This is a genomic window from Streptomyces sp. NPDC007808 (genome assembly GCF_042868655.1).
Lineage (GTDB): Bacteria > Actinomycetota > Actinomycetes > Streptomycetales > Streptomycetaceae > Streptomyces.
Window position 1 is genome coordinate 1 of sequence record NZ_JBIAEQ010000009.1, and the last position, 10781, is coordinate 10781.

11 protein-coding genes and 1 pseudogene are annotated in these 10781 nt (G+C 71.3%); 7 read left to right on the forward strand and 5 right to left on the reverse strand.

The genetic code is table 11. From position 1 onward, the window contains the following. The first annotated feature begins 206 nt into the window (after positions 1 to 206). Together ACFYNL_RS31020 and ACFYNL_RS31025 are read left to right on the forward strand one after the other, a co-directional pair. Positions 207 to 764, forward strand: coding sequence for a VanZ family protein (locus ACFYNL_RS31020; RefSeq protein WP_388809119.1), 558 nt, complete (start codon positions 207 to 209; stop codon positions 762 to 764). An 87-nt stretch (positions 765 to 851) separates the two neighbouring features. After that, on the forward strand, positions 852 to 1058 hold the full coding sequence (locus tag ACFYNL_RS31025) for a PspC domain-containing protein (protein WP_388809121.1): 207 nt from the start codon (positions 852 to 854) through the stop codon (positions 1056 to 1058). 59 nt (positions 1059 to 1117) lie between these two features. Here ACFYNL_RS31025 and ACFYNL_RS31030 read toward each other — a convergent pair whose 3' ends face one another. Beyond that, positions 1118 to 2392 carry an MFS transporter gene (locus tag ACFYNL_RS31030; protein ID WP_388809124.1) on the reverse strand — a complete coding sequence of 425 codons (1275 nt, stop codon included), beginning with the start codon at positions 2390 to 2392 and terminating at the stop codon, positions 1118 to 1120. Between the two features lie 63 nt (positions 2393 to 2455). On the opposite strand from ACFYNL_RS31030, the gene ACFYNL_RS31035 reads away from it, so the two are divergent. Further along, positions 2456 to 3418 carry a LysR family transcriptional regulator gene (locus ACFYNL_RS31035; protein ID WP_388809126.1) on the forward strand — a complete coding sequence of 321 codons (963 nt, stop codon included), beginning with the start codon at positions 2456 to 2458 and terminating at the stop codon, positions 3416 to 3418. Between the two features lie 157 nt (positions 3419 to 3575). Here the strand turns inward: ACFYNL_RS31035 and ACFYNL_RS31040 are convergent, their stop codons facing one another. Beyond that, positions 3576 to 4337, reverse strand: coding sequence for an alpha/beta hydrolase (locus ACFYNL_RS31040; RefSeq protein WP_388809129.1), 762 nt, complete (start codon positions 4335 to 4337; stop codon positions 3576 to 3578). 159 nt (positions 4338 to 4496) lie between these two features. Here ACFYNL_RS31040 and ACFYNL_RS31045 point away from each other — a divergent pair, with 159 nt between their 5' ends. The 3 genes from ACFYNL_RS31045 (at position 4497) to ACFYNL_RS31055 (ending at position 7398) form a co-directional block, all read left to right on the forward strand. Next, the gene (locus ACFYNL_RS31045; RefSeq protein ID WP_388809132.1) at positions 4497 to 5660 is read left to right on the forward strand and encodes an adenosine deaminase; all 1164 of its coding nucleotides are present in this window, start codon (positions 4497 to 4499) and stop codon (positions 5658 to 5660) included. A 137-nt stretch (positions 5661 to 5797) separates the two neighbouring features. Then, positions 5798 to 6157: an ATP-binding protein gene (locus tag ACFYNL_RS31050; RefSeq protein WP_388809134.1), complete on the forward strand. Its 360-nt coding sequence runs from the start codon at positions 5798 to 5800 to the stop codon at positions 6155 to 6157. A gap of 224 nt (positions 6158 to 6381) precedes the next feature. After that, a complete protein-coding gene (locus ACFYNL_RS31055) occupies positions 6382 to 7398 on the forward strand; it encodes a sigma-70 family RNA polymerase sigma factor (protein WP_388809136.1) in 1017 nt (338 codons plus the stop codon). Here the strand turns inward: ACFYNL_RS31055 and ACFYNL_RS31060 are convergent. Further along, complete coding sequence (locus ACFYNL_RS31060) at positions 7282 to 7668, reverse strand: STAS domain-containing protein (RefSeq protein WP_388809139.1); 387 nt, start codon at positions 7666 to 7668, stop codon at positions 7282 to 7284. The two genes, ACFYNL_RS31055 and ACFYNL_RS31060, sit on opposite strands and share 117 nt — an antisense overlap. A gap of 173 nt (positions 7669 to 7841) precedes the next feature. Here ACFYNL_RS31060 and ACFYNL_RS31065 point away from each other — a divergent pair, with 173 nt between their 5' ends. Beyond that, positions 7842 to 8762 carry an AEC family transporter gene (locus ACFYNL_RS31065; protein ID WP_388809142.1) on the forward strand — a complete coding sequence of 307 codons (921 nt, stop codon included), beginning with the start codon at positions 7842 to 7844 and terminating at the stop codon, positions 8760 to 8762. A gap of 2 nt (positions 8763 to 8764) precedes the next feature. Here ACFYNL_RS31065 and ACFYNL_RS31070 read toward each other — a convergent pair. After that, positions 8765 to 9354, reverse strand: a pseudogene (locus ACFYNL_RS31070) (Uma2 family endonuclease). Positions 9355 to 9478: 124 nt separating this feature from the next. Next, positions 9479 to 10756 (reverse strand): thymidine phosphorylase, encoded by a 1278-nt coding sequence (locus ACFYNL_RS31075; RefSeq protein WP_388809144.1) that lies wholly within the window; start codon positions 10754 to 10756, stop codon positions 9479 to 9481. Between the last annotated feature and the right edge of the window lie 25 nt (positions 10757 to 10781).

Consider the following 10781-nt stretch of genomic DNA (forward strand, 5'->3'; position numbering starts at 1 on the left):
CCCCCGGCACGGCCCCGCCCCACCCACCACCCCCAGGCGCTACGCACACCCCCACAACCCCGCACAGGCGCCGCAGGCACCGCGCACCCCCACCGAACCCGCACAGGCGCCGCAGGCACCCCGCACCCACCCCCCTGTGGCGGACACCTCACCCCATAACGCCGCCGCCCGGAACCGATCCTGCCGGGGGGCGCGTCTAGGGGGGCGTGCAGCGTCAAGGCTCCATCGGCGGCAGCGCCGCGATCAGCAACCCGCTTCGTGTGACGGGCAGCGTCCTGCTGGTCGCTCATCTGGCATTCGTCGCCTGGCTCACGCTGCGCCCGCTCGACGTCCCCTGGGTGATGCCCGCCAACCTCCACCCCTTCGCCGGGATAAGGGCCGACCTGGCCCTGGGCTGGCAGGAGGCCGCCCGCCGTATCGCCGAGGGCCTCGCGCTACTCGCGCCGCTCGGCGTACTCATCCCCATGGCGCACGGCAGAATCTGCGCGTCCCCCCTCGGCTCCCTGGTCCGCACGGCCACCGCCGCCGCCCTCATCTCCCTGGGCATCGAACTGCTGCAGACCGGCGTACCCGGCCAGGTCGTGGACGTCGACTCCCTGCTCCTGAACACCGTCGGCGTGGCCCTCGCGCACGCGTCGATCGTGCCCGCCTCCCGCGCGTGGCTCCGCCGCAAGTCCCAGCGCGCACACCGCTCGACGGTCCCCCAGGAGGAGCCGTCTCAGGGACGGACCCCGACGATTCCCAGGGTCGGGATAGCTCCGTAGAGTGACGTTTTGCCCGCTTCGTCGCCGTAGCGTGGATGTCAGTCGAGGCACCCACCTCCCACCGACGCCAAGCGAAGGAGCCGCACCATGACCGCGCTCGCCCGACCCACCCACGGCCGCATGATCGGCGGAGTGTGCGCCGCGCTGGCCCGGCGCTTCGGCACCTCCGCGACGACGATGCGGGTGATCTTCCTGGTCTCCTGCCTGCTCCCGGGCCCGCAGTTCCTGCTCTACGCCGCGCTGTGGATCCTGCTGCCCTCGGAGGACAAGGCGAAGGCCCGCACAGCCTGGTAACCGCGCAGACGAGTGCGCCCCCGCCGTCGGCGGGGGCGCACTGGGCAGTGTCACACGGCTCACGCGGCCGTGACCGGCTCCCGCCGCCGCAAGCGAGCCGCCCGCGTCCCGAACACCGTGATCGTCACGACCCCGGCCACCGCCAGCAGCCCGACCCCGACGGTCCCGGCCCAGCCGCCCGTGTGGAAGGCCACCGCGCCCAGCATGCTGCCGGCGCTGGAACCGACGTAGTAGGCGGACTGGTACAGCGCCGACGCCTGGGCCCGCCCGTGCGTGGCGGTCCTGCTGACCGCCGAGGACGCCACCGCGTGGCCCGCGAAGAACCCGCCGGTGATCAGGACCAGCCCGAGCAGCACCAGCGGCAGGGACCCCGCCAGGGACAGCAGCAGACCGGCCGCCGTGGTGGCACCGCCGGCGTACAGCGCTCCGCGCCGCCCCAGCCGGCCCACGAGCCGTCCCGCCGTCGACGCCGAGACCGTGCCGACCAGGTACACCAGGAAGATCGAGCCGACGACGCCCTGGGGCAGACCGAACGGCGCCTCCGTCAGCCGGTAGCCGATCACCGTGTACACGCCGCCGAACACCGTCATGAACAGCGCGCCGATGGCGTACAGACGGCACAGCAGCGGGTCGGAGAGATGCCCCCGCACCGTCCGCACGAGCACCCGCGGCCGCAGCGACCCCGGCTTGAAGTGACGCGGCGCCGGAAGCAGCATCCGGAAGGCCACCGCGCAGGCCACGGCGAGCGCGCCGACGACCCCGACGGCGACCCGCCAGCCCCACTCCTGCGCGACCCAGCCGGTCACGACGCGGCCGCTCATGCCGCCGACGCTGTTGCCCGCGACGAACAACCCGATCGCCGTGACCAGCGCCTTCGGCCGGACCTCCTCGGCGAGATAGGCGGTCGCCGACGCCGGCAGTCCCGCCAGCGCCGCGCCCTGGACCGCCCGCAGCGCGACCAGGACGGTGAGGTTCGGCGCGAAGGGGACCAGCATTCCGACGGTCACGGCGACCGCAAGCGAGGCCGTCATGACCGTACGGCGTCCGAACCGCTCCGACAGCGCGCTCATCGGCAGCACGAACAGCGCCAGCCCGCCCGTGGCCGCCGCCACCGTCCAGCTCGCCGCGCTCGCCGTGACCCCCAACTCCCCGGAGATCAAAGGCAGAAGGGCCTGCGTGGAATAGAGCAGGGCGAAGGTCGCGACACCGGCGAGGAAGAGGGCGAGACTCATCCGGCGGTAGCCGGGGCCGCCCGGGGCCATCCGGGAGTCGAGGGAGGGGACGGAGTGCGCGGCGCCCACGACGGTGGACGCCCCGGTACTGGCGGGAGACATGCTTCGAAGCTACGTACGCCCCTACTCATCCGTCCAATGCATGGATTCGACATAATCGTTCCCATGGTGCATCAACACAGCTCACAGCCTCGCCTGTCACCGTCCGGTGACACAGAAGACATGGCGGAGATGTCGAGGCTGCTCGCGCCCCGTCTCGCGTACTTCGCCGGTGTCGCCCGCACCGAGCACGTCACCCGGGCCGCTCAGGAGATGCGGGTGCCCCAGTCCACGCTGTCGCGTGCCATGGTCCGCCTTGAGCAGGACCTCGGCGTCGACCTGTTCGCCCGCCACGGCCGTACGGTCTCCCTGACCCCCGCCGGCCGCACCTTCCTCGCTTCGGTCGAACGCGCCCTCACCGAGATCGGCCGCGCCGCCGACGAGGTACGGGCCGATGCCGACCCGGCCACTGGGAAGGTCGCCTTCGGGTTCCTGCACACCATGGGCGCGGAGACGGTGCCCGGGCTCCTGCACGCCTTCCGCGCCGACCATCCCCGCATCCGCTTCAGCCTGGTCCAGAACTACGGCGAGGCGATGATCGAGCGTCTGCGGGCGGGCGAGCTGGACCTGTGCCTGACGTCCCCCGTGCCGGACGCCCCCGACCTGGTGGCCCGCCGCCTGGACGAGCAGAAACTTCGCCTGGTCGTGCCGGCCGACCACCGCCTCGCCGCCCGCAGGCGCATCCGTCTGGTGGAAGCGGCCGACGAGACCTTCGTGACGCTGGAACCCGGCTACGGCCTGCGCCGTATCACCGACGACCTGTGCCGGGAGGCCGGATTCAGTCCGCGCGTCGCTTTCGAGGGCGAGGAGGCGGAAACACTGAGGGGCCTGGTCGCGGCGGGCCTGGGGGTGGCGCTCCTGCCTCCCCCGACCGTCCCGCGGCCGGGGGTGGTGGAACTGACGGTCACGGCCCCGAGGGCGGCCCGGGAGATCGGCGTGGCCTGGCTGGCGCACCGCCCGGACACGCCTCCGGTGGCGGCCTTCAAGAAGTTCCTGCTGTCCAGGAGGGGCAACCTGCTGCCGGCCTGACGAGTGCGGAACCACCACACGATCCGCACCCCGACCCGACAGCCGCCCCCGACAACCGACCCGACAGCCGCCCCCGACAACCGACCCGACAGCCGCCCCCGACACCCGACCCGGCAGCCGCCCCCGACAACCGACCCGACAGCCGCCCCCGACAAAGCTACCGACGCAACGACTTGCCGAATCCCGCGGCCAGCGGCATACGCAGCCCCAGCGGCGGCGGAGCGGCGAACGCGTCCACGACCGGCCGCGAGAACGCCCGCCCGAACAGCACCCCCATGACGAAGTCCTCGGCCAACGCGAGGACTTCGTCCCGATGCTGCTGCAACCCGTGCCGATCGGAGTGCACTTCGAACCGGCACACCTCCCGGTTCGCCTTCTTCGCCCGCGCCGCCAACCGGAACGACAACTCGGGATCGGTCCGCTCGTCGTTCGTGCCGTGCACGATCATCACGCGCCGCCCCCCGAGCTGCTTCACCGGTTCGGGCGACGCCGCCACGTCCTCCTCGGGCAGCCAAGGGGCCATCGCAAGGACGGAGTTCACCGCTTCGTGTCCGCCGGCCTGGAGGGCCGCCCGTCCGCCCATGTCGACCCCGGCGAGGCAGACAGGAACGTCGCCGTAGCGCCGTACGACCTCGTCGGCGGCCCACAGCGCGTCGCTGCGGTGGTTCGCGTCGCTGCCGTTCCACCCGCGGTACCGGTAGTGGACGACATGCGCGGCGAGCCCCTCCTCCCGCCCGGCCCGCGCCAGACGGCGCCCCAGTGTCCGCAGATACGAGGGCGCCAGCAACGTCGCCGGCTTGCGATGTGAGACCTCGTCACCGCCGGGAAGCAGGAGCACCACACCGCTCACCGCTGTCGGCTCCGGTCCGATCGCCTTGCCCAGTCGGGCTCTGCGAACCGGCGTCGCTTGCTGTGCCATGACAGAACAGTGTCAGAAGTGCGGGTGTACGCCACCCGTCCGTGGGGTCACTGTTACGTATCGACGGATTCGTAAAGCGCGGTGCGCGCCGGGGGGCGGGCGGGTGGCGATCGGGCCGTCACCCAGCGATCTACGCGGGTAGGCGTTTAGAGTTCCACAATGACGAGCGAGACTGCCCCGAAGGCACACACCCCGAGCTCGGACCAGATCCGCCGAGCGCCGAAGGTTCTGCTGCACGACCACCTCGACGGCGGGCTCCGCCCCGGCACGATCATCGAGCTCGCCCGCGAGTCCGGCTACTCCGGGCTCCCCGAGACCGACCCCGACAAGCTCGGCGTCTGGTTCCGCGAGGCCGCCGACTCCGGGTCGCTGGAGCGGTACCTGGAGACCTTCTCCCACACCGTCGGCGTGATGCAGACCCGTGACGCCCTCGTCCGGGTCGCGCGGGAGTGCGCCGAGGACCTCGCCGAGGACGGGGTGGTCTACGCGGAGGTGCGCTATGCACCCGAGCAGCACCTCGAAGGCGGGCTCCGCCTCGAAGAGGTCGTCGAGGCGGTCAACGAGGGCTTCCGGGAAGGCGAGCGGCTCGCCCGGGCGAACGGCCACCGCATCCGGGTCGGCGCCCTGCTGACCGCCATGCGGCACGCCGCCCGCTCCCTGGAGATCGCCGAACTCGCCAACCGCTACCGCGATCTCGGCGTCGTCGGTTTCGACATCGCGGGCGCCGAGGCAGGCCACCCGCCCACCCGGCATCTCGACGCCTTCGAGTACCTCAAGCGCGAGAACAACCACTTCACCATCCACGCCGGCGAAGCCTTCGGCCTGCCGTCGATCTGGCAGGCCCTGCAGTGGTGCGGCGCCGACCGGCTCGGGCACGGGGTGCGCATCATCGACGACATCCAGGTGCACGCCGACGGCTCGGTCAAGCTCGGCCGGCTCGCCTCGTACGTGAGGGACAAGCGCATCCCGCTGGAGCTGTGCCCCAGTTCCAACCTGCAGACCGGCGCCGCCGACTCCTACGCCGCCCACCCCATCGGCCTGCTGCGCCGGCTGCACTTCCGCGCCACGGTCAACACCGACAACCGCCTGATGTCCCACACCAGCATGAGCCGGGAATTCGAGCATCTCATCGAGGCATTCGATTACACACTCGACGACATGCAGTGGTTCTCCGTCAATGCGATGAAATCATCGTTCATTCCTTTCGATGAACGACTCGCGATGATCAATGACGTGATCAAGCCCGGATATGCCGAACTCAAGTCCGAGTGGCTCTTCCAGCAGACCACGTCTACCAGCGACTCTGCAGCTGAACAGGACTGACCGGGGGAACCGCGCGTACACGGAGCGCAAACGGCATTCACAATCCGTCCTCATTTCGATGTTTGCGGCGGCAGCCGCGGCGTGTTTACGGTCGAGGACCGCTCAAAACCCCGTAACGAATTTCGAGGACGCATTTCATGAAGCAGTCTGCTGCCAAGACCCTCGGTGTCGCCGCTCTCGGTGCCGCCTTCGCCGCCGCGGGCGCCGGCGTCGCGAACGCCGCGCCGGTCGGCCCGGAGGCCGCCGGCACGGCGCTGGACACCGTGACCAAGTCGATCCCCGCCGAGAACCTCTCCCAGGCGACGCCCGCCGCCACCGAGGGGCTGGCCCAGGGGCAGGAAGCGGTCACCACCGGCCTCGCCGCCGCGCAGCCGGCTGCCGAGCAGGCGGTCGCCGGCGGTCCGACCGGCCTGGTCACCGGACTGCTCGGCGGCCTGCCGGTGCAGGGCGGCCTGCCCACCCAGGGCCTGCCGGTGAACGGCCTCCCGGTCGCCTGACCCGTCGTCGCACCCGGCCCGCACCACACTGGGGCGCACCCTTCTGCGGGGTGCGCCCCAGCTGCGTTCCGGGACCCTGTGCACGGTGACCGCATTCGGCATCGGGGCCCTTTGAACTGCGCCTTCGTCCGCTCCGGGGGCCGTTGTCAGTGGGCTGCGGTAGCTTCCGAAGTGTGGGGCGCGACGAGGCGTCCTCCGGGAGAGGCCACAGGGGTGGGTGGACGATGAGCGACGGTACGGCGACAACGACGGACCTCGACGTCAGGCTGGAGAAACACCGCGTCGAACTGACCGGGTACTGCTACCGCATGCTCGGCTCGTCCTTCGAGGCGGAGGACGCGGTGCAGGACACGATGGTCCGCGCCTGGCGCAGCTACGACAAGTTCGAGGGGCGCTCCAGTCTCCGCTCGTGGCTGTACCGCATCGCGACGAACGTGTGCCTGGACATGCTGACCGCCGGCAACAAGCGGGCCAGGCCCATGGACCTGACGGAGTCGACTCCGCTCGCCCACGCGGCGCTCTCGCCCCGCCCGGACAACACCTGGCTGGAGCCCATGCCGGACAACCGGGTGCTGCCCACGACCGACGACCCCGCCGAGGCCGCCGTCGCCAAGGAGTCGGTCCGGCTCGCCTTCATGGCCGCCCTTCAGCAGCTGCCGCCCAAGCAGCGGGCGGTGCTGATCCTGCGCGAGGTGCTGGCCTGGAAGGCGAGCGAGGTCGCCGAACTGCTCGGCACCACGGTCGCCTCGGTGAACAGCGCGTTGCAGCGGGCGCGCGCCACGCTCGCCGAGCAGCAGCAGCCGGGCGGCGACGCGGCCGTCTCCGACCCGCTGGACGACGAGCAGCAAAAGCTCCTCGACCGGTATGTCGCGGCGTTCGAGGGCTACGACATGACGGCGCTCACGGCTCTGCTGCACGAGGACGCCATCATGACGATGCCGCCGTTCGACCTGTGGCTGACGGGCGCGCGGGACATCACCGGCTTCATGACGACGCTCGGCGCCCCCTGTGCCGGCTCGCATCTGGTTCCGGTGCAGGTCAACGGGCTTCCGGGGTTCGCCCAGTACAAGCCGGACCCGGAGAAGGGCGGCTTCGTTCCCTGGGCGGTCCAGGTCCTGGAGATCTCAGACGGCCGGATCACCGGGTTCCACTGCTTCCTCGACACACAGCGTTGGTTCCCGCTGTTCGACCTCCCCCTCCGCCTCGAAGCCGAGGCCGACCAGGTCGAGGAGGGCGTGTAGCGCGGGATCGGCGTCCCTGAGCCGGATGTGGCCCCCGGCTCGCCGCGCGGCCAGCTGAAGCCGCGCCAGCAGTTCCACGGCGCCCAGTCCCGGCGGCCCCAGCCCTCCCACGTCACACACCAGGACCTTGGCCCCGGTGGTCTCCAGCAGCGCCCGCGCCCTCTCGTACAGCCCCGCCACCTCGTCCCGGGTGACGGGGCCGGCCAGCACGAGTACCGCGGGTGTCATGGCGTCCACGATCGGTAGACCGGGCGGGGGCACGGAACTCATCGGACGGCGGGCCCCTCGCCCGGCGCCCGGTGTACCGGTGCCCATGCGCGGGATGTCCGCCGACCGGGATCACATTGACCCGCGCCCCTCCTGCCCAGGAGGGTTTGCTGTATGCGCCACCTATCAGCATGTCTCCGTGTACGCCGTGGCCGCCATGCCACCAAGGGGGCTCCGTGCAGGGGGTGTTGACCGGCTTCGCGGTGATCGCGGTCGTCATCGGGGTGGGCTATGCGATCGGCCGGCGCGGCCACCTCGGTGTGCATGGCCGGGACGTCCTCACCAAGCTGGCCTTCCACGTGGCCTCACCCGCGCTGCTCTTCACCACGCTCGCGCGGACCGACCTCTCGGTGATCTTCTCCAGCCGACTGCTGGTGACGGCGCTGAGCACGGCCGCGGCGGCCGGGGTCTTCGTCGTAGTGGGGGCCGTACGGCGCTGGGGCGTGGGCCGTACGACGATCGGCGCGCTGTGCTCCAGCTACGTCAACTCCGGCAACCTCGGCATCCCGATCGCGGTGTACGTGCTCGGAGACGCCTCGCTCGTGGCGCCGGTGCTGCTGTTCCAGCTGGTCGGGGTCACGCCGATCGCCCTGACGATCCTCGACCTGTCCGGCGGGGGCGGGAAGGGCCCGCTGTGGCACCGGCTGCTCACCCCGCTGCGCAACCCGATCGCGGTCGGCTCCCTGGCGGGCGTGGCGGTGTCGGCGACGGGGCTGAAGGTCCCCGCTCCGGTCTTCGACCCACTGACCCTGATCGGCGGCATGTCGGTCCCGGCGGTCCTGCTGGCCTTCGGTATCTCCCTGTGCGGCAGCACGATGCCCGGCCGCGGCCCGGACCGCCTTCCGGTCCTGCTGTCGGTCGCGCTGAAGTCCCTGGTTCAGCCGGCGGCGGCCTGGGCCCTCGCGGCGGGGGTCTTCGGCCTGCGGGGCGCTCCGCTGCTGGACGTGGTGGTGACGTCGGCCCTGCCTGCCGCGCAGAACCTCTTCACGTACGCGTCGAGTTACGGGGTCGGCGAGCGGTTGGCGCGGGACTCGATCCTGCTGTCGACGGTGCTGTCGGTGCCGGTGCTGGTGGCCGTGGCGACACTGCTTGGGTGAGGTCAGTCGACGGGGAACTCACCGGTGTCGATCGTCACGTCGAACGGCTCCGGCAACGTGATGGGGTCAGCGAACTTGACCGCGCTCAGAACCCCGTAGACATCGCCCTTCGGCTCTCCGAAGAGCGTGGCGGTGGGCGTGGGCCCTCCGGGGGCCCAGCGGTCGATCAGCAGGTAGAGCGGGATCCCGGCGGTGGCGTAGACGGCGGGCTTGCTGACGCGGTCGTGGTGGGCGTTGGACCTGGAGGTCACCTCGACGACGAGTTCGGCCAGGGCCGCCGGGATGTGGGAGTCCGCCTCCGCGCATTCCCGCACGGGAGTGACGAGCAGGTCAGGGATGAGCATGCCCAGCCGGGACGGTACGGCGATCGCCTGTGTCTGGAAGATGCCCCGGTCCTCGGGGATCGCGGAGTAGAGGCGACGCTGGATACGGCCGCGATCACGTTGTGGCGGGACGCGGGAGCAGGTGTCACGGTGACGATCCCCTCGATGATCTCCACCTTGCTGCCCTCGGGCCAGTCCATCTCCTCCCAGAACCGGACGAGGTCGTCCCAGTTCTGGTCGGGGTCCTGGCTCACGGTGAGTGCGCTCATGGCGGTCTCCTTGTCGAGGCGCCATCGATCCCAGCACGCCGAACGGGACCGGTGGGGGTCCACCGGTCCCGTTCACCCGAAAGGGCTTTGGACGTCCGCGGCGTCCGACCGCGGGCGCGCCAGGTCAGGCGATGCGTTCCAGCACCACCGGCGACGCGGTGAAGTCCGTGCCCGCCGCAGCGATGTCGTAGGAGCCCTCGACCGACTGGAGGGCGTACTCGAAGCGCTCGGGGGTGTCCGTGTGCAGGGTCAGCAGGGGCTGGCCCTCGGTCACCGTGTCGCCCGGCTTGGCGTGCAGCTCGACGCCCGCGCCGGCCTGCACCGGGTCCTCCTTGCGGGCACGCCCGGCGCCCAGGCGCCAGGCGGCGACGCCGATGTCGTAGGCGTCCAGGCGGGTGAGGACACCGGAGGACGGGGCCTTGATCACGTGCTGTTCGCGGGCCACCGGCAGCTCGGCGTCCGGGTCGCCGCCCTGGGCCGCGATCATGCGGCGCCAGACGTCCATCGCGGAGCCGTCGGCCAGGGCCTTGGCCGGGTCGGCGTCACGGACACCCGCCGCCTCCAGCATCTCCCGGGCCAGGGCGACCGTCAGCTCCACGACGTCCGCGGGGCCGCCGCCCGCGAGGACCTCCACCGACTCGCGGACCTCCAGCGCGTTGCCCGCGGTGAGACCGAGCGGGGTCGACATGTCCGTCAACAGGGCCACCGTCTTCACACCGTGGTCCGTGCCGAGGCCCACCATGGTGGACGCCAGCTCCCGCGCGTCCTCGATGGTCTTCATGAAGGCGCCGGTGCCGACCTTGACGTCCAGGACCAGGGAGCCGGTGCCCTCGGCGATCTTCTTGGACATGATCGACGAGGCGATCAGCGGGATGGCCTCGACCGTGCCCGTGACGTCCCGCAGGGCGTACAGCTTCTTGTCGGCGGGGGCCAGTCCGTCGCCCGCCGCGCAGATCACCGCGCCCGTGGTGTCGAGGACGTTCAGCATCTCCTCGTTCGACAGCAGCGCCCGCCAGCCGGGGATGGACTCCAGCTTGTCGAGCGTGCCGCCGGTGTGGCCGAGGCCCCGGCCCGACAGCTGCGGGACGGCGGCGCCGCAGGCCGCGACGAGCGGGGCCAGCGGGAGGGTGATCTTGTCGCCGACGCCGCCGGTGGAGTGCTTGTCCGCGGTCGGGCGGGACAGGGACGAGAAGTCCATGCGCTCGCCGGAGGCGATCATCGCGGCCGTCCAGCGGGCGATCTCGCGACGGTTCATGCCGTTGAGCAGGATCGCCATGGCGAGCGCGGACATCTGCTCGTCGGCGACCTCCCCGCGGGTGTACGCGTCGATGACCCAGTCGATCTGCGCGTCGCTGAGTTCGCCGCGGTCCCGCTTGGTGCGGATGACAGAGATTGCGTCCATGGCCATGACTTTCCTTCCGGCCGTA

Coding starts and splice junctions, on each gene's coding strand:
- ACFYNL_RS31050 (WP_388809134.1), top strand. CDS start 5,798: ATGAAGCAGTCTGCTGCCAAGACCCTCGGTGTCGCCGCTCTCGGTGCC.
- ACFYNL_RS31030 (WP_388809124.1), bottom strand. CDS start 2,392: ATGTCTCCCGCCAGTACCGGGGCGTCCACCGTCGTGGGCGCCGCGCAC.
- ACFYNL_RS31040 (WP_388809129.1), bottom strand. CDS start 4,337: ATGGCACAGCAAGCGACGCCGGTTCGCAGAGCCCGACTGGGCAAGGCG.
- ACFYNL_RS31075 (WP_388809144.1), bottom strand. CDS start 10,756: ATGGACGCAATCTCTGTCATCCGCACCAAGCGGGACCGCGGCGAACTC.
- ACFYNL_RS31025 (WP_388809121.1), top strand. CDS start 852: ATGACCGCGCTCGCCCGACCCACCCACGGCCGCATGATCGGCGGAGTG.
- ACFYNL_RS31055 (WP_388809136.1), top strand. CDS start 6,382: ATGAGCGACGGTACGGCGACAACGACGGACCTCGACGTCAGGCTGGAG.
- ACFYNL_RS31035 (WP_388809126.1), top strand. CDS start 2,456: ATGGTGCATCAACACAGCTCACAGCCTCGCCTGTCACCGTCCGGTGAC.
- ACFYNL_RS31060 (WP_388809139.1), bottom strand. CDS start 7,668: ATGAGTTCCGTGCCCCCGCCCGGTCTACCGATCGTGGACGCCATGACA.
- ACFYNL_RS31045 (WP_388809132.1), top strand. CDS start 4,497: ATGACGAGCGAGACTGCCCCGAAGGCACACACCCCGAGCTCGGACCAG.